This is a genomic window from Dictyobacter alpinus, assembly GCF_003967575.1.
GTDB lineage: Bacteria > Chloroflexota > Ktedonobacteria > Ktedonobacterales > Ktedonobacteraceae > Dictyobacter > Dictyobacter alpinus.
The window spans coordinates 2,281,817-2,299,507 of record NZ_BIFT01000001.1; the positions used below are offsets into that span (position 1 = coordinate 2,281,817).

The window sequence follows — 17,691 nt, forward strand, 5'->3', positions numbered from 1 at the left end:
TTGTCGATTTTTCGAAAACAATCGATATACAATCGTCGTTCACTTCGATAAAAACAAGAGCAAGTAATTCATTTGTCGAACCCTTCCTCCTTTTCTACCCAAAAGTCTCTGTTGCTTGACTGAAGGGAAGCTCCTTTTGCAGAGTATTCATAACACAATTCCACCCAGAAAAGGAGTTCTCCGTTATGATACCTTCATCTTCTCTTTTTGACCAGTCTACCATGATCACTCTCATCGAACAGGATCCCGTTGTCCAGGACTATCGTGCCTTTTTTTCTTTGCTCGATTGGTCTCTCGTCGACACGTGGGAACAGCAACGATCATCTCGCGGGCGACCACTCACCCATCCAACGAGTGCCTATCTCAAAGCGTTCCTTCTCCGTCTGCGAGAAGGATTGATCTATTCAACGCAACTCCGGTCTTTTTTGCTCAAACATCCGCTTCTCATCATTGATTTCAACTTTGAGCTCGTCTACGATCCTTGCGCTCCCTATGGTTTCGACGCCGAAAAGACGCTTCCTTGCCGCTACTGGTTTGGAGAAAAGCTTCGTACACTGGATCCAGCGCTTCTCCAAGATGTGTTGCACGCCACCGTCTCTGCACTCCAAGCCGAGATTCCTGGACTCGGCGAGACCGTGGCCTTCGATGTGAAGCACTTGTATGCCTGGGTGAAAGAAAACAACATGCGTGCCTACGTCTCCGAGCGCTTCAACAAAGATCAGGTCCTGGCTGGAGATCCTGATTGTAAGCTCGGCGTCAAGCGCAGCACCAATCAAGAACAACCGGATGGTTCCACCAAAGAAAAGAAAGAGCTGCTCTGGGGCTATGGATCTGGAGTGGCGGCGGCCACCACATCCGACTATGGAGATGTGGTCCTTGCCGAATATACGCAGCCCTTCAATGAAGCAGATGTGACCTATTTTCTCCCACTCTACCAGCAGTGTGCCCTGGCACTTCACCAATTTCCAACCCATATCACAGCTGATGCTGCTTTTGATGCTTGGTATGTGTATCAACGTGCCACCATCCATGGTGGTATCGCCGCAGTTCCGCTCAATCAGCATGGGCATCTCATCTATGAACGTGCCTCAGATGGGGTCCCACTGTGCCCGAAAAAGCTGAGGATGCATCCAACTACTCAATTCAATCATACTTATGGCTATCGATCGCAACGCTTCCGTTGCCCTCTACTGTTCCCTCAACCAACGGGAACTCCCTGTGATCACGCACAATTTGCCAAGGGCAAAGGCTGTGTCAAGGATGTCAACTGGGAACAAGGAGCAAGAATGCGCATCTCACTTGATCGCACGAGCCCTCTTTTCAAGAGCATCTACACGCAACGCACGAGTTGTGAACGTATCAATAGCCAGGCGAAGGAGCTTGGAATCGAGCATCCTAGAGTGCACAATGGCCGCTCCGTTGCCAATCTCAACACATTAATCTATGTGATTATTAATGTACGTGCTCTCAGTCGAGCCATTTCGATCAACAGAGGACTTCTACAAATGAATTAGTTGCACCCCTCTAACGAGATGCTTTGGCCTTTCAGCCATCGAAAATGAAGAACCTCGATCGTCCAAAATTTCCGTTTCAATCTCTAACGAGATGCTTTGGCCTTTCAGCCTTCGGGACAAGAGGCAACCACAGCAGCAGTGTAGCCGTTTCAATCTCTAACGAGATGCTTTGGCCTTTCAGCCTTCGGGACAAGAGGCAACCACAGCAGCAGTGTAGCCGTTTCAATCTCTAACGAGATGCTTTGGCCTTTCAGCCGGGAGGAGATGTTATGTTTCGCAAACAGAATTTATGTTGTTTCAATCTCTAACGAGATGCTTTGGCCTTTCAGCCCTTCTTGCTGGACGAGGTTCATAATGTGGCGGATCGTTTCAATCTCTAACGAGATGCTTTGGCCTTTCAGCCTCTGCCACCACAAAAGTCAACGCAGGGAGCAACGTCATGTTTCAATCTCTAACGAGATGCTTTGGCCTTTCAGCCTGCTATGCTCATAGTATAGCATGGGAAGCCATGCGAAACAAGCATTTGCGAGGCACGCGTTTTTTGGGCGTATTTTTTGCATCAACAAGAGGTCAATGAAGATGTATTTTGCGCTCACGCCGCTTTTGGAGCTACGCGAGGCATCGTGCTCAGAGAAATGGTCAATGCGTGCCTCGCAGAACGCTGGCAAGTTTATAAAATCAGCACCTTTGAACAACTGACCACTACTGGTCACGCTTCGCGCTACATCTCACTCGTCACCTCAAAACCTGCTCGGTCTTAGCACTTACTACCACCTATATATCTTCTTTAAGGATGAGCAAAATGCACGTTAGCCCAGCACAAAACGTTGCTTGAACTCATAAGATCATAAGAAGAAACTGATGAAAGCTATCGAATATAATGGCCGAAGATAATATCAATTCGGTTATGGCCCAGGCAGTGAGAAACGGCCAGGGCAGCGTTACTATCCAACATGGGGGAGAGTAGGCGACCATTGAGTGGTGGAAGAGGTCGGCCCGAGAGCCTTTCATAGAGATCCTGTGCGAATTGCCGTCGGTAACTATGGATATCCAGCAGGCTAGAGACGCGTTTGAACACAGGAGCATCAGCTGGTTTGCCAGCAATTTGCGAGAGCACCGCCGACTCCCGGCCGGGAAAGACCGGCACTTCACGACGCTTGCCGCCTTTACCATTGCGTACAATCACCATCAGCCGCTGATCCGATGGCCGCACATACACATCCTTCACATGCAGATCGCGCAGCTCCTCACGACGTAACCCACAGGCCAGACAGAATTGAATGACATGCTGCCAGTTCGCCAGGTTAATATGGCGATCGCGCACAGCTGGTTGGCGTGACCGTTTGATATCTTCCCTCCGGCGTTTGGGGAGCTCGACACTATCCGCCAGGTTCCGATCCTGGAAAAACATGCGCAAGGCACACCGATAGGTCGATAACGTCCAGGCACTTTTCTCCTCTGCCATGTGCTTCAGTAAATAGAGGCACGCCAGTTCATCAGCCTGGTCATCAATTTTTTCGAGATCACGGACATTGTGCTTTTCTCGCACCCAGTCAATAAAACGCATCACGATCTTCTGGTAATTGTTCCGCGACTCAAAAGCATGAATTTTGCCATCGGAAAAAGCGAACAGCGACTCCCCGCGTGCTTTGGCCTGGGCTTTCGCTTCCGAACGCTTTTGCCCATCGGCCATCAACGCATTAAAACGCTGAACCGCTGCATATTTGGCTCCTGGTCGTTTACCCGTGATGCCCTCCTGTTAAAGAGTCTGCTAGAAAGACAGTATCGAGGTGAGAATTTTCCGAAGCTTTCACTGATGTCCGTAGAGATCAACGACACTCCGCGATCCCTATTTCCCTACTTTCCTGTTTATCCGTACCGAAACGAGGCCCATATGCCACGTTCTGACGACACAGGAAACACCTCACAGAGGAAGTGGGACAGGCCAACCTACCAGAAACGCTATCCATCCTGCCAGTCAGACTCTCACCGCTGGCAGGCATCGCTCCAATGAGCGTGCATTCACAAACCAATAGATCGATCGGACCAACATCTCAGGACTGCTGAGGTATCCAGGCATCCCCAGGTGGGATGCAAACCAGTCCATTCAGGAGGACCAGGCCGCGCTCGTCAGGTGAGCCACTCCCCTCCTTTTCCCTCGTGCAAGAGGATACTGAAGGCCAGCCCGTTGCGTTGTGGTGAGTACCAATCCGATGTCGGATGGTCCTCGTTCAGATCCCCACCGAGGCAGGGAGAGTTCTATGTGTACACATAGCGCCTCAAAACCACTGGCCAGGCGAACGACACCCGGTATCACTGTCAGGCCACAATGATCGAAGACTCGCTGTACATCCATCCCAGCGATAGAGTGAGCATTTGTAGTAGCGCTCAAACTACAACTCCATAAGGGGAAGTTACACCATCAACAGATCTCATCATACACAACATTATTGATATCTGTCAATAATGCTTGATAGCTTTATATAATCATAAAGATCATTGGAGCATGTTAAGCTATGTGCGAAGCGACAGTAAAAAGCACTCGGCAATAGATATCCAGGTTCTTTTTATTCTATGCAGACGTATGAGCAACCCAATTTGCCTTATCTATGGCACTCATTCGAAAATCGTCGTGTATTTTTTCTCAAACTGGTTAATCAGGGCTGCTAGTATCCTAATATCCTCGCGTATCGCCGTTAATAATTACATAATTCACTTTTGCTGTTCGAAAATCCCCAGGCTTTTTGGGCAAAAATCGATTTTCGAAAACACCTTTCAATCCGCCACAAAAAATGTCAGTAAAGAAAAAAACGTGGCATTGAGAGGGCCGAGAAACGGCCTCCACTAGAAAATTTGAAAATTATCGGGTATGATAGATGTAACGCACCAGTCGGTTGCAATGGCTACGATCCGCTCGAGGATACTGTAAGTTATGTCACCATTGGAGACTCATTTGAGACGGATGAGTTGCAATGGCTACGATCCGCTCGAGGATACTGTAAGTCATCCTCATCACGCCGCTTGTTTGTTGACTTTACAATGTTGCAATGGCTACGATCCGCTCGAGGATACTGTAAGAGATGAGAGCAGAAACAACGAGTACACTGGCAAACCGTTGCAATGGCTACGATCCGCTCGAGGATACTGTAAGCCACTCATCTAGAAGGTTGATATAGGCATCCTCACCTGTTGCAATGGCTACGATCCGCTCGAGGATACTGTAAGACATGGGTAGTAGGTGCCATCAGGTGCCATTAACCCGTGTTGCAATGGCTACGATCCGCTCGAGGATACTGTAAGATGGGCGGCGAGGTCTTTCAATGAAGTCCATTGTTCGGTTGCAATGGCTACGATCCGCTCGAGGATACTGTAAGGGCCAGAAGGCCGGATGGATGATAGAGAAGATTAAGGTTGCAATGGCTACGATCCGCTCGAGGATACTGTAAGAATAGCTCGTCAAAAATGAAGCATTTCACAGACTCACGTTGCAATGGCTACGATCCGCTCGAGGATACTGTAAGTAATGATAAAGTTAGTCATGTTCCTAAACGATCTAGGTTGCAATGGCTACGATCCGCTCGAGGATACTGTAAGGAATTGTGAGGGCATAGATGAATAAGGCATTACTTGTTGCAATGGCTACGATCCGCTCGAGGATACTGTAAGCGCATATGCAGGGCATCTTGATCATGTCCACCTGCCAGGTTGCAATGGCTACGATCCGCTCGAGGATACTGTAAGGTACAGATCCACCAGCGGGGCTTGTGTCTGGAGAGAGTTGCAATGGCTACGATCCGCTCGAGGGTACTGTAAGTGATGCTCCGTTGGATGTGTTTTAGCCGCATAGGCGAGTTGCAATGGCTACGATCCGCCCGAGGATACTGTAAGTCAGGAACACACTGGCCAAGGTGTTCACACAGCTTGTTACAATGCTCTCGATCCGTTTCAGGCTTCTGTAAGATGTACTTGACATTTCATTGTAGATCTCGCTTAGTGTTGCAATGCTCTCGATCGTTTCAGGCTTCTGTCAGCCTCAATCATTTTGGCGCATGCGCCAAAACTGACGCCGAAATCAGCGATCTATCAAATTTTTTAAAGTGAACATATAAACACTAAAGAAAGCAAACCAGCACGAAACACAACCACAAGAGACGCGATAAACAAACCTCATCAAATCCGTCTCTTGGCATAAGTGAATCTCAAAGAAGCGCGTCAATCGGCTCCAGCGGCTGATCGACGCGCTTCTCTTTTTGGCCAAAAGTAGGGTTTGACATCAAAACTGACATCAAAACAACAAATTATGGCTCTCCAGGTATGACTGACATCAAAAAATACTGTTCATCTTGTCTTAAGTTTAGTCTTCAGCAGGAACATCCTCTGCTAGTTGAACAATATTTTTCCAGCGCTCATAATAGCGGGGCTTGTCTACTTTAAACCATGTATGATATTCATCATTCCCCCAATCACCACCCTGTAACACATAGACAAACAGATCGTCTTCAAAGACCAGAAGCTTATAGCCTTGATCGAAATCATAGTATGGAAGTTGCAAGGTGCCAAATGCACCGTCAAAACTGATACTATAGGTTGATTTGACTGGTGAGTACAGAGTATTGGCGAGGTAACCACGTGAGGGACTAAAAAATCTAAGATCATAGTGGCTAAATGGATCATCTCGTATATTCGTAATTTTAAGCCTCATGAGCACAATATCAAAATCTTCAATCAAGGGAAAGTCAGTAAGGGGAGGCAATTGGCTCATGTCAATGGCACACTCTGCGAAGATTTGCTCAGCCTGTTCCTGGCTAAAGCGCTCTCTACTCTCTGAGCTCTGTAAAAAACGACGATCAGAGTAAGTTATTATAGTTTTTTTATAGTGTACAATGGTTTGGCAGCTATCCCACCATGACGGCGCATCTACATCTGTATAGGTCGGACCTCCTAAGAATTCATAAAGATAAGCGATTGTTTCAAAGCGTGGTGCACATTGTCCACAAACAGACAATGTTTCTAATTTATCTCCGCCACGGCGCGTTGCCACAACACGAAAGAGCTCTTCATCTTTTTTGAGTGGTTTACTACACGTGACACAGTAATTTTGATGTGACATATGGAGTGTTCACCTTCCACCAGGTTAATGAGACTTACTAACGAAATATATAATGCAGAGCTTCGTGCAAAGAACTCGACTCCTAACATATAAAACAGAACCTCTTACGGAAGTGAGATTCCCATTTGAGCAAGTTCCAGAGCGGTGAGTGTTTGTTCATCATCTCGACAGTAATAGTATCGGATATTTGGCTCTTCCCACCCTATCTGCTGGTAATATGGTCTCCCAGCTCGGCGATCGCGCACATGCTCTAAAGGATCAGTCTCAAAAATGTAGCGGACACGATAGAGCAGACAAGGCGATTCCTCTGCGCTGCCGATTTTCCACATGACTTGCTGTGCGAAAGGGAACAAGCCTTCTTCACGAGTGACCAATACACTAATCGGAGCCAGAGTGCGGATGGGTTCCTCGTTCTGATAATCTGGATTTTCGACAAAAACCAGATTCGAGTAGTCAGATGAGAAGGGGCCTTGATCGATGGTCTGGGCTAGTAGTGGCGGTTTCAGTTTCAATTCAACGAGATCAGAGAACTGGACCAGAGCAGAGCCGTGGTCTCTTGCTTGTACGGCAAAACGACCTTTCACACGAGTGTTGAGGCACTGACCGGCTCCATCAAGCATTTCAACACCCCCCGATGGAGAAAAACGCAAGCGATGAAGGTAATCGTAGAGGTAAGGATTAGCGTCAAATGGTCCAGAAAGCGAGAGCGGGGTACTTTGCTCTTCTTGCATCTCTTTTCCCTTTCGTTACTTTAACTCCAAGCCCAAACGGTGCATCAGCACAGTGATCACTCAATGCGCAATGGTAGTTTATTCAATGGAAAAGCCTGGCAGGTCTGGCAAAAGTTGTTGCTATGCGATGTGGTAAAGGAGGGAGTTCCAGTAAATACGTTTCTTTTCTTATTTTATCACATCCTTGATTCACGCTAAATATAGGAGAGCCGTTGAATGGGCGGATTATCAAAAATCTGCCCATTTAACGGCTCTCAGCAATTGCACTAACCACTCTTTGAGATACTGCTCTAAAGTTTGTTGAGGTCCATTTACAAGCGTTCCTTAATTTTGCTCCATCTGAGCCTGCTTTAGCTTCTCATAGCTTCTTTTTTGCTGTCAGCATAGTAATACTTACGCTGTCCACTTTCTAAAGTGATCATAATCTGGAAACGTCCATCTTTACACTGGGTGATAGAGCCTTCACCATGTCCACGATGACCTGTGTCTTTTTTTACGAGCCATGAGTCGAGACACCTTTCTATATTCATCGTAGCCGATCTCAAATGGGCCAAGAGTGATCAGGTTTCGGCGCGAAGAGCATGACCAATCGGCGCGAAGAGTGAGCAACTCAGCTTTTCTTTCTGGAAATTTGGCTCTGGAAGCACGTTCATCGCTTTAAGCGGTGTAAATTCATAAGCAAAACTTGCTTGGATTGTGAACAGAAACTGTGACTTGCTGTCGAGACAACAATCGGGTATCCTGCTACAGTAGAGATTCCCCATACTAGCAAGGACGTAGCCTTGGTCCGATCGATTGATTGGGCTACCGCTCTAGTTCAGATATGAATAGAAAAGGAATGGATATTGTATGACGCAAAAACTTCCCACCAGACCCGTTCTTACACTGGCGGCGGCCAAAGTGATAGCGGCTGCCGCTGAAGATGTTGCAGTCAAAAATGAGTGGTCGGTAGCCATCGCTATCGTGGATGATAGTGGCCGCCTGCTCTATTTCCAACGCATGGATCAGAACGCCAATTCGAGCGTCGAAGTAGCGATCGCCAAGGCCGTACACGCGGCCCATTTTCGCCGACCGACCAGCTTCCATGAGGACCTCCTGGACAAAGGGAATATGGTCATCCTTGGCATGCCAGGAATGCTCCCGCTCGAAGGTGGAATCCCATTGCGTGTCGGTGAACATGTGGTTGGAGCCATCGGCGTGAGCGGTGTGCGCTCCAACCAAGATAGCATCATCGCGCAAGCTGGCGAGCAGGCCTTGGCAACCTACCTTTCTGAATAGCGGCATAATAGAAAACGACCTTTCACCAATGCGGGCCAGGCGCGCACCGGAAAGGTGCCGTCGCCCTTGAATTTGGGCGGCAGCGCGCTGCAGCGGAAGCCTTAGTCGGGTAACTGGTCCAGATTGCAGAGGTGCTCGACGATCAGGACTTCCGCGCCTATCAGGGTGGTGTGGACAGGGCACACGTTACCGCTAGTGTCGTCAATGTTGACGGTATCGATGCGACCAGCAGCACGCGGCATTTTCTGCAAGGACCTTAGAGTTACCTCAGCAAAGGAGTATCATAGTTAGAGTGTAAATTCGCACGCGAATTTACAGAAACGGTCTAAGGCGCCCCGACTCTCAAGCGGTTTTTTCCCCGTCAATAGTTGAATTGATCACCCTTCACCCCGAAAAGTGGACAATGCATAGTATGCGTCAACCTCCTTCACAAGCCTAAGCAATAGCATTAACGCTTCTTGGTACTCTTCTATTTGTGGGTCACTTACATTATTTTCCTATGTTTGACAGGGAAGAATATTTTAACGCTGCTTCGCATTAGCAATAAGGATACCAAAGCAGCGACGACAATAGCTCCAGGACTCTGGGCAGATGAAACGACTTTACTGCGCAGACATTTTTTCTGAACATACCTACCTCACAAACAAAAGCTCCTAGAGCATCAGCCATAGGAGCAACGATATATCAAGAACACATGCCTATGACTATTAGAAATAAAAATGAAAGACAAAACTCAGGAACAGAAAACAGCAGATGGCTCCTACGGCAAACCACAGACATGCGAGCCAGAGTAACTCACGAGTTGAATAGTGCATCGTTTTCTCCTTCCAAAAAACGTCTCTTTCTGAGAAGCACTTCATACCTGAGACTCATACCAACGAACAGTTTCATGACAAAACAAAGAAAACAGAATACATCTCTAAAGCGGAAAGAAACGTACATTATACGTATGTACAGAGGGAAGCAATATTGCTGCCCACCTTTCTGACAGATTTCAGGTTGATGAGATTGATGCATTCACCGAACGAAGCCAATCAATTGGCGGCACAATACGCGCTGGGCGAGCCGATCAGGGTATATCGCATAATGAAACGACCACGGTTGAAATTGCTTCTGACATTGATTTTTATAGCATTATACCTTCAATTATTCTTTTATCTGCGCTCATCTTCATTATTCTCATTTTTTGCTGCGTGCACTACCATGTGATGTAAATTTAATACAAAATAAATAATTACTTAAACATGATGTGTTTTAATTTTATCAAAAACAACACACCTAAACGTTCAAAATCATCAGGTACCTCATCTATAAATCGCTTTTAGTAGCATGATACTCCATTATTGCTGTATCGCATAAAATTCTGCTATAATCGATTTAAAATTTGCCAACAAGTCTATTTGTAGCAATAAGAAGGTAATTTTTATGTCATGGGAAATTGATCGTTTCCATTCTGTGGCTGAATTTGCTGTTCAGCATCTAGGTATTGCCACGGTCAGGGGGAAATTTACCGACGTCTCTGGCACAATCGAAATGGATCCACACGATCCAGAGCGCTCTTCAGTAAGAGCGCAGATCGCCGTCAACAGTATTGATACCAGCGCCCCTCAACGGGACGCTCATTTACGTACTGCCGATTTCTTTGAAGTGGTCAAATATCCAACTATTACATTTAACAGTACCCAGATAAGGCATGTAGATACAAATCGCTTTATCATCGCAGGCGACCTGTCGCTACATGGGGTGACACGCCAGGTGCAATTGCGTACGATTTATAATGGCGCCGCGCAGGACCATTTAACGAATGCCTGGCGCTTCGGTCTGCGTGCCATTACCAAGATCGATCGTCGCGATTATGGTATGACATACAAAGTAACGAATAATGCAGGTATGGCTTTAGCAGGTACTGAGATACAGATAGAACTGGGTGTAGAAGCCATCTGGACAGGTTAAAAATTTGCGCTGCCTACCAATAAAAGATTTGTCTCTGGATGCCATAAACGATATCATCCAGAGACAAATCTTTCTTCATCCGCATCTGATGTATTGGACCAGTTTCATTATACCTTCAAAAAGCTAACGATTTCCCTTCCTTCTATTTCTGCTAATTCACGATAAGTTGACAGGATAGAAGGAAAGAGAAGCCCTGATAGCAGTTGTGCATAAATAGTTAGAACTTGCAATCAAGAGCCAGCTTTACCAGGGCACTGTAAAATTAACCTCGCCGACTATATTGTTGCCTGGCCGGGCAATAACACAGGCACAAGTTGGCAAGTTCGCTGGTAGCGTTAGGCTTACGGGACGTGGCAGCATACTCCCCACTTGCGCTGGACTCATCTTACCAGCGGTCAATGGTCCGGGGACAATCGAGATAGTATCGGTAGCCAGGTTGTTGTTGGGATTTTGATCTCCAGTGATACCCGCCACCGCAGCCTGAATCAGGATCGATCCCCCCGTCCCATTCACAGTCCCGGTAATGGTAATTGGTGGCAATGTAGAGCCCGGTAGCAGTGGTGGCGGTCCCATATAGGTAGCGGATAGGAGCAGCGGACTGGTGCTTCCGGTCATAATAATAGACCAGTTGGTGCCCACCCCTGCGACATTCGTGAAGCCAAGCGGAATCACTTCGACGACCTTAATTAAAGATATGTTGGACATGGGGCCCGATTGCGCGGAGGCCGAGACGCTCAAGGTTTCCGTCACCGTTTGGCCAGGAATAAAATCTGGGCCACCAGTATGCGTTAGTGTTATACTCACATCTGGCAGTAGCGTCGGTGTTGGACTTGGCGTCGGCGTCGGACTTGGCGTCGGTGTTGGTGTTTGTACGAGTTCAAAGGCACCTATGTCACACTTAGGACCTTGTGGACGGGACACTCCACGCTGATCGGTCGGAACCAGACAGACCGCAGGCGGGATACGATCGATGGCCGGGCTAGTTGGCAGGAGCGCAATCGTCTGCGTCGGTCCTCCATTATTATGCAATCCAGCGGGGTCCAGTTGAGGATTGGTATTCTGCAGATCAGTGCTGGCAGTAAAACCGCAATCTGTACCACTTTCCAGGTTATAGCCTTGATCGACGATGGTAGAAAGTAAATCACAATTATTATTGCCACTGGTTGCTGAATTATTCGCTACGATACTTTGGGCAATTTTTATTGTTGTGCCATTATCATCCGCGATACCACCGCCACCATTAGCAGCAGTGTTAGCAGCAAAGGTGCTATCATTAATAGTTACTGACGACTTACTAACATTAATACCACCTCCGGTATAAGCCGAATTGTTGGCAAAGGTGCTATTACTCATAGTCAATGAGCCTTCATTGCTCACAAGCCCTCCACCATCAGTAGTAGCTGTATTATTGGCAAAGGTGCTGCCGCTAATAGTCAATGAGCCTCCATTATTCACGAGACCCCCACCATTAGTAGCAGTATTGTTGGTAAAGGTGCTATTACTCATAGTCAATGAGCCGCCGCTATTCACGAGACCCCCACCATCAGTAGTAGCTGTATTATTGGCAAAGGTGCTATTGCTAACAGTTAACACACCACCTCTATTATAGATGCCGCCACCAGCGTTGGCTGAGTTGTTAGAAATGGTACCGTTACTAATATTTATCGTGCCACCATTGCTATAGATACCACCTCCAACATTGTTCTGAATGGTACTCTGGCTGATGGTCACGATACCACCATTGCTATAGATGCCACCTCCTAAGGCGGCAGTTCCGTGTGCAATTGTAAGTGCATTGAGGGTAAAATATACTCCGCTGTTTATGAGCAACACCTCAACAGCATTGTTACCATCCAGGATAACATTTTGCCCGCTCCCATCAAACGTCAAATTCTTGGGGATCGTCAGGATGCTGGAGAGAAGGATGGTTCCGCTACAGGTAAACGTAATGGTATCACCTGCCGTGGCAACAGTAATAGCTGACTGCAGGTGCGTCTGATCACAGATGGTTACCGGAATTACGGCATGCCGCCGGGCATAGCTGATGCTGGTTCCATTGAGCGCCCCGAAAAGGCTTAGGAATATCACAAGTAAGAGATATAAGTGAAACACTTTGCTTCGTGGCCAGAGATGTTTGATCATGTTGGTCCTCTTCCCCTCCCATGTATTGGCATGCACAGACAACATATTCCATGCCATACGCATAGTTTTCTTTTCCTCTACCCTCTCTGGTGCGAGCCTCTTAGTGTTCCAAACGTATAAGCATATCATGAGGTCCGATGTGGTAGACGGCGTCCATTTTTCATTCGCCCTGACTTATTCAGACCATAGTATAGATTCCAGCAGCAACGCTATGCACACAGGAGAGTGGTTCGTCGTATTATTTCTGGGCCTGTTACTTCAGGCAAATATCTTCCTTTTTCACTATAGTGCTGCACTTAAATGATCGCTCTCTATCGTCGGCTGAAAGTGCGGGGGGATTTTCCAGTCTATTATGAGGTTACTTCTACGAGGCTGATCATGCACATATGGAGTAAGTCTTAAGGAAAGATCCAAAACAGCAATAAACGCCTCTCTTATAAAAAATCTTAATCATGGGTATAGCCTTTACGTGCTTGTTTTGCAACAAAGGGATTGGTATTCTGATAAGAGGAATATCACAAAGAGAGAGGAAGAGTGTATGATGCAAATTACTCGTGCCTTCGAGAATGTCCTGGACCCACACTATGGGTGTCCAAAAGGGATAATAGGACGCTTTGTGGGTGAGTTGATGGTGCGGCAGCATGCGAGAGAGACAGCCTGGACGGTCTCGCTGGCAGATATACAAGCAGCCGATCGTGTGTTAGAGATTGGCTTTGGCGCAGGAAAAGCGATCCAACTGTTAGCGCAAAAAACAACGCGTGGCTTTGTATATGGAATTGATCTCTCTGCTACGATGGTCAAGCGTGCCAGAGAACGCAATGCACACGCCGTCAGGACTGGAAGAGTCATATTACAGCAAGGGGAGGCCACGCAGCTTCCTTTTGAAGAGCAGTATTTTGACAAGGTGATCAGTATTCACACCTTTTATTTGTGGTCAGAAGATCCGCACAGAGTACTCACAGAAATGTTTCGGGTCCTCAAACCAGGCGGTACGCTTCTTTTCACGTTTTCGCATGGGAAAGTAGGAGAGGAGAGAGACTACTACGATCAAACATTCCTCGAAGAACAGGTCTTTCCGCTCATGAAAAACATTGGCTTTACAGCAATATCATCTCTATCAGGTCCTACCTCTCGTCAGTTCAAACACCTCACCGTATTCGGAACCAAACAGCAGGAACAAGCTTGTACATAAACAATTCAGACATGCTCCAGATACAGTTGGTCAATCTGCTGGCCATAGCAGGCACACATGGTATACCTGCATATGTCGATTTAATCAACTCATGATGAGGCCAGCAGAAATTGTTTGTATAGCCGATCAGAGACATTCCACCTTGAGAATGTTTGCTTTTACACGTTGGGGGCCTGTCTGGTTTCGGCAACCAGAAAACCTTTGTTACTGATGCGCTGATATTTCCTGTAATGACCACGTATTGCCATCAGGGTCACTAAAATGGGCATACTTTATGCCCCCCATATCGTCAACCCCACTCACTTCAACACCCCGGCCCGCGAGCGCTTCGCGGGCCTTGTGGATGTCCGCTACAACCAGATGCAGACCCTTGACCGTCCCAGGATGCATGGCAGAAATGTCTCCCATGCCGGTCCCAATGACAATCGAACAGGCGGATCCAGGTGGTGTGAGTTGGACCACTCTCATGCCGTTTCCAGGCTGGACATCATGGTCGGCGTGAAATCCAACCTTTTCAACATAAAATACCTTAGCACGGTCAACATCAGAGACCGGAACCGGCACCAGTTCAAGTTTCATATCCATCTGTATTCTTGCTCCTTTGTGCTCATCTAATGGCATATTCATAATAAAAAAAGACGATGATTGACTCCGCCTGAAAGCCTCAACCCCCTCCAGCAACATCGAGAAACCTGTAGAGCCTTTTCCCATATACATCCCCCCCTTTGATGTGGGTTATCAGGATTATCATGAGAACATCTCTATACTACCTCAAGCACAAGGAGGCGTCTTGCATCAAATGGCAAATAACGAGGGCTGACTCAAGCGGATGATTTGAGTAGGTGTATGCCCGATAAATTGCTTAAGCGATCTAGTCAGATGCGGTTGATCAAAATAGCCAGCCTCATCAACGGTGTCGAGGATCGAAACTCCTTGCTGTAAGAGGGCCTGTGCATGCTGGGCACGTTTTATTTGCCGAATGTGGCTGGCACTCAAGCCAGTCGCTTGCAAGAAACGATGCCGCACCGTACGGGATGACATCTCTTGCGGATCGCCTTGTAACACAGCATTCACAACTGGATCACATACCAACACATCATTACGCACAAGCCGGTCTACAAACGTATCCGCATTTTCATGGTCAGGAAATTGCCACGCTGACCCATGCAGCCAGAATGATTGGCTCGCCGCTGCAGGCAGAATCGTCTCCACATCCAGGAAGTTCCTTGTGGGCAAATGGGGCATAAAGGTGCCAAGTTTCAACCTGATCCACAGAATCTCAGCGCCTTCTGGATAAGAGATCACCCCAGCGCTGGTCCACGGTCCAACCACCAGGAGTTGGACATTGCCATGGTGTCTTACCAGGACCATGTGCCAATGGATCTCAGCGGGACGCATAGGAGAACCATCGCTCACAGTTCGACCATGCGTAATGGTTTCGATGTAAGGCGAGTCCGACATTCTTTCCTCAGCAATAATGCTCATACTTTTGCTCCTCATGTCTCTGGCTGGACACTCAGGCTATATATGTGGTCCAGTGGCAATTGCCAGACCACATGACTCAAACATTACTATTGTGTTTATGTCACGTTTCTGCTTACTGTACGATATTAGGGATGAAAATCTCAAGAGAGGAACAGTACAGATATGCAACAGAGTTCTCCTCAACAGGAGAGTCAGGAATATCCCTCGGACGATGCCGCCTTGTTTGATCGCTATGGGCCTATTATCTTTGCATCTATCCTTAAACATCTCCATTCACGTGAGGATGCCGAGGATCTGACGGTAGAGGTCTTTGCCGCTGCCCTGGAGCAAAAGGCGCTCAGCCAGCTCCCGCCCGAGAAACAATTGGCCTGGCTGAAAAAGGTCACCCATAATAAATTGATCGATACCTATCGAAAGATGCGCTATCGTCGCAGTGTGAACATCGATATATTTGCTGAGACGCTCTATGACCATGAAGAACCTGAAAAAATTGTGCTCCAACGAGAAAGTGATCAGCAACTACATCAACTCATTCAGCAACTACCTCCACTGCAACAGCAACTCTTATATCTTCGCTATTCCCATAACCTGAGCGCCGCAGAGATCGGCGCCTTGCTGAACAAGAGTGAAGTCATGGTGCGCCAGCAACTCTTTCGTATCCGAAAGCTCCTGCGTGACAACTATTTCAGACAGGAACAGAAAGGGGGCTACTAATGTTCAGTCCGGAAGATCTTATTCAAGATGAACTGGAGTATCCAGCTCAGACGCAGCAATTACAGCAAAGTTACCCTCGCTCGCAGGCCGATCAACAATCCTTGCTGCGTATTCGAACACGTTTGCTTGAACAACGCACAAAACAGATTACAACCGCGGTATATGCGGAAGGGACGCAGGAGGTGCTGGACGAAGAGTTGGAGCGCCCGCCAGCGGGGCAATTTCAGCAGCCACCGATGGCTCAACCCATCAGGCCACGAAGGAAAACAGCGTTTATGTGGTATCGAGTAGCATTGGTAGCTGTATTATGTACAGCCATACTCGGTGGTCTGTGGTATGCCTTGAAGCAATTTCCTTCCCCAACGGGACAGCCTATTAAACCTCATGCGACACCAACGGCCGTTCCACAACAACCTCCTCAATTCGACGTAATCGTCGAAATCAAAATGACGAGCGCCATGGCAGGATGGGCAAGGGTAATAACGAACAAACAGCTCAGCACGGTCGCACACACAACTGATGGTGGAAAAAGCTGGCATACCTTTGATTTCCATGGTCAAGCGGCGGGCCTGATGGGCAGCTTTTTCTTAGACGATCAGAGCGCCTGGGTTATCCTGGGTGCAGGTATGGACCCTCATACCAATGTGAATGCAATGCGCACAACTGATGGCGGCCAGCACTGGCAACCTTTCCAATTGCCACCATCGACAGTAAATATTACCTTTCTTGATCGGCAGCATGGTTGGGCCTGGGACCTTACTCCGGCCCCACACATACAAGGATCGCGTACACTGTATAGAACCGTTGACGGTGGCGTAACCTGGAACAGCTTTAGCATCATGAGCACCACGCGTACCATCGGGGATCCGACACCTGGCCCGCTACCACTCTACGATAGTCTTCGCCTGATTTTTGTGACCTCTCACCATGGTTGGGCTATCCTTAGCTCTGTTACTGGCCCTACGCACACATTCCTCTACCAGACACAGGATGGTGGGACAACATGGGAGCTACAAACACTACCTCAACCAGCTTCTGGCCCCATTCCTGGCATTGGGCAAGAAGAGATGCTGGATGGTGGCTTTGCCATCATGAGTTCCCCACGATTTTTCGCCCCGCAACAAGGGGTATTGAGCATTACATCTCAGGCAAGTACGCAAAGCTCGCGTAAGATCTATCTGTATACCACCAGCGATGGAGGACAGAGCTGGGTGCAATCAGGATCAAATATAGAAATAACAAGCCAGGCACAAAGCTATCCTCTTATCATTGATACAACACATCTTCTGTTGATGGATATGAAAACGAAAACAATCACGCCCTATACACTCATCAACAATCAATGGCAACAGCAACATAGCTCAAATATAGCCGGGGTAGAGGCCTTTTCTGCTGTCAATGCCCAACTTGTCTGGATCTATGCCAGACAGCCAACTGGAAAGCAGATTATCAGTACCCTGTATACAAGCAGCGACGCCGGAAAGACCTGGTACCAGGTTATGCAGAACGTCACAACGCCACCCGTACCGATACAGGGAGGATAAAAAGGATGGACATGTGTCGCCCATGACG

At 47.6% G+C, this 17,691-nt stretch carries 13 protein-coding genes, 1 pseudogene and 2 CRISPR repeat arrays; of the genes and pseudogenes, 6 read left to right on the plus strand and 8 right to left on the minus strand.

All coding sequences use genetic code 11. The annotated features are described in order from the left end of the window. Positions 1–185: 185 nt before the first annotated feature. Complete coding sequence (locus EL633_RS09065; protein WP_126626872.1) at positions 186–1,514, plus strand: transposase; 1,329 nt, start codon at positions 186–188, stop codon at positions 1,512–1,514. Further along, a CRISPR array of direct repeats spans positions 1,515–1,992; the repeat unit is 37 nt; unit sequence GTTTCAATCTCTAACGAGATGCTTTGGCCTTTCAGCC. Positions 1,993–2,382: 390 nt separating this feature from the next. Here EL633_RS09065 and EL633_RS09070 read toward each other — a convergent pair. From EL633_RS09070 to EL633_RS09085, 4 genes are all read right to left on the minus strand, one after another. After that, a complete protein-coding gene (locus EL633_RS09070; RefSeq protein WP_126626873.1) occupies positions 2,383–3,207 on the minus strand; it encodes a site-specific integrase in 825 nt (274 codons plus the stop codon). A gap of 414 nt (positions 3,208–3,621) precedes the next feature. Further along, positions 3,622–3,906: a hypothetical protein gene (locus tag EL633_RS09075; protein WP_126626874.1), complete on the minus strand. Its 285-nt coding sequence runs from the start codon at positions 3,904–3,906 to the stop codon at positions 3,622–3,624. 501 nt (positions 3,907–4,407) lie between these two features. Further along, a CRISPR array of direct repeats spans positions 4,408–5,402; the repeat unit is 37 nt; unit sequence GTTGCAATGGCTACGATCCGCTCGAGGATACTGTAAG. Positions 5,403–5,868: 466 nt separating this feature from the next. Next, complete coding sequence (locus tag EL633_RS09080; protein WP_126626875.1) at positions 5,869–6,624, minus strand: hypothetical protein; 756 nt, start codon at positions 6,622–6,624, stop codon at positions 5,869–5,871. A gap of 104 nt (positions 6,625–6,728) precedes the next feature. Further along, on the minus strand, positions 6,729–7,355 hold the full coding sequence (locus EL633_RS09085) for a hypothetical protein (RefSeq protein WP_126626876.1): 627 nt from the start codon (positions 7,353–7,355) through the stop codon (positions 6,729–6,731). A gap of 849 nt (positions 7,356–8,204) precedes the next feature. Between EL633_RS09085 and EL633_RS09090 the strand changes: the two genes are divergently transcribed. After that, a complete protein-coding gene (locus EL633_RS09090; RefSeq protein WP_126626877.1) occupies positions 8,205–8,633 on the plus strand; it encodes a GlcG/HbpS family heme-binding protein in 429 nt (142 codons plus the stop codon). Here the strand turns inward: EL633_RS09090 and EL633_RS38110 are convergent. Beyond that, positions 8,618–8,854 (minus strand): annotated as a pseudogene (locus EL633_RS38110) (hypothetical protein); the annotation flags it as partial. The gene EL633_RS09090 and the pseudogene EL633_RS38110 overlap by 16 nt on opposite strands. A gap of 1,204 nt (positions 8,855–10,058) precedes the next feature. Between EL633_RS38110 and EL633_RS09100 the strand changes: the two are divergent. After that, positions 10,059–10,586: a YceI family protein gene (locus EL633_RS09100; protein ID WP_126626878.1), complete on the plus strand. Its 528-nt coding sequence runs from the start codon at positions 10,059–10,061 to the stop codon at positions 10,584–10,586. A 243-nt stretch (positions 10,587–10,829) separates the two neighbouring features. Here the strand turns inward: EL633_RS09100 and EL633_RS09105 are convergent, their stop codons facing one another. Then, positions 10,830–12,791, minus strand: a complete 1,962-nt coding sequence (locus EL633_RS09105) for a right-handed parallel beta-helix repeat-containing protein (RefSeq protein WP_161982050.1) — start codon at positions 12,789–12,791, stop codon at positions 10,830–10,832. A gap of 475 nt (positions 12,792–13,266) precedes the next feature. Here EL633_RS09105 and EL633_RS09110 point away from each other — a divergent pair, with 475 nt between their 5' ends. Next, positions 13,267–13,920 (plus strand): class I SAM-dependent methyltransferase, encoded by a 654-nt coding sequence (locus EL633_RS09110; protein WP_126626880.1) that lies wholly within the window; start codon positions 13,267–13,269, stop codon positions 13,918–13,920. Between the two features lie 204 nt (positions 13,921–14,124). Here the strand turns inward: EL633_RS09110 and EL633_RS09115 are convergent, their stop codons facing one another. Further along, the gene (locus tag EL633_RS09115) at positions 14,125–14,505 is read right to left on the minus strand and encodes a VOC family protein (RefSeq protein ID WP_126626881.1); all 381 of its coding nucleotides are present in this window, start codon (positions 14,503–14,505) and stop codon (positions 14,125–14,127) included. Between the two features lie 210 nt (positions 14,506–14,715). Next, positions 14,716–15,405 carry a helix-turn-helix domain-containing protein gene (locus EL633_RS09120; protein ID WP_161982051.1) on the minus strand — a complete coding sequence of 230 codons (690 nt, stop codon included), beginning with the start codon at positions 15,403–15,405 and terminating at the stop codon, positions 14,716–14,718. 162 nt (positions 15,406–15,567) lie between these two features. On the opposite strand from EL633_RS09120, the gene EL633_RS09125 reads away from it, so the two are divergent. Beyond that, positions 15,568–16,119 (plus strand): RNA polymerase sigma factor, encoded by a 552-nt coding sequence (locus EL633_RS09125; protein ID WP_126626883.1) that lies wholly within the window; start codon positions 15,568–15,570, stop codon positions 16,117–16,119. Then, on the plus strand, positions 16,119–17,663 hold the full coding sequence (locus tag EL633_RS09130; protein ID WP_126626884.1) for a WD40/YVTN/BNR-like repeat-containing protein: 1,545 nt from the start codon (positions 16,119–16,121) through the stop codon (positions 17,661–17,663). The genes EL633_RS09125 and EL633_RS09130 overlap by 1 nt, the downstream gene beginning before the upstream one ends. Positions 17,664–17,691: the final 28 nt, after the last annotated feature.

What these genes read in the sequence shown, in the direction of transcription:
- EL633_RS09065 (WP_126626872.1), top strand. Translation starts at nt 186, where the DNA reads ATGATACCTTCATCTTCTCTTTTTGACCAGTCTACCATGATCACTCTC.
- EL633_RS09070 (WP_126626873.1), bottom strand. Translation starts at nt 3,207, where the DNA reads ATGGCCGATGGGCAAAAGCGTTCGGAAGCGAAAGCCCAGGCCAAAGCA.
- EL633_RS09080 (WP_126626875.1), bottom strand. Translation starts at nt 6,624, where the DNA reads ATGTCACATCAAAATTACTGTGTCACGTGTAGTAAACCACTCAAAAAA.
- EL633_RS09085 (WP_126626876.1), bottom strand. Translation starts at nt 7,355, where the DNA reads ATGCAAGAAGAGCAAAGTACCCCGCTCTCGCTTTCTGGACCATTTGAC.
- EL633_RS09090 (WP_126626877.1), top strand. Translation starts at nt 8,205, where the DNA reads ATGACGCAAAAACTTCCCACCAGACCCGTTCTTACACTGGCGGCGGCC.
- EL633_RS09100 (WP_126626878.1), top strand. Translation starts at nt 10,059, where the DNA reads ATGTCATGGGAAATTGATCGTTTCCATTCTGTGGCTGAATTTGCTGTT.
- EL633_RS09105 (WP_161982050.1), bottom strand. Translation starts at nt 12,791, where the DNA reads ATGCGTATGGCATGGAATATGTTGTCTGTGCATGCCAATACATGGGAG.
- EL633_RS09110 (WP_126626880.1), top strand. Translation starts at nt 13,267, where the DNA reads ATGATGCAAATTACTCGTGCCTTCGAGAATGTCCTGGACCCACACTAT.
- EL633_RS09115 (WP_126626881.1), bottom strand. Translation starts at nt 14,505, where the DNA reads ATGGATATGAAACTTGAACTGGTGCCGGTTCCGGTCTCTGATGTTGAC.
- EL633_RS09120 (WP_161982051.1), bottom strand. Translation starts at nt 15,405, where the DNA reads ATGAGCATTATTGCTGAGGAAAGAATGTCGGACTCGCCTTACATCGAA.
- EL633_RS09125 (WP_126626883.1), top strand. Translation starts at nt 15,568, where the DNA reads ATGCAACAGAGTTCTCCTCAACAGGAGAGTCAGGAATATCCCTCGGAC.
- EL633_RS09130 (WP_126626884.1), top strand. Translation starts at nt 16,119, where the DNA reads ATGTTCAGTCCGGAAGATCTTATTCAAGATGAACTGGAGTATCCAGCT.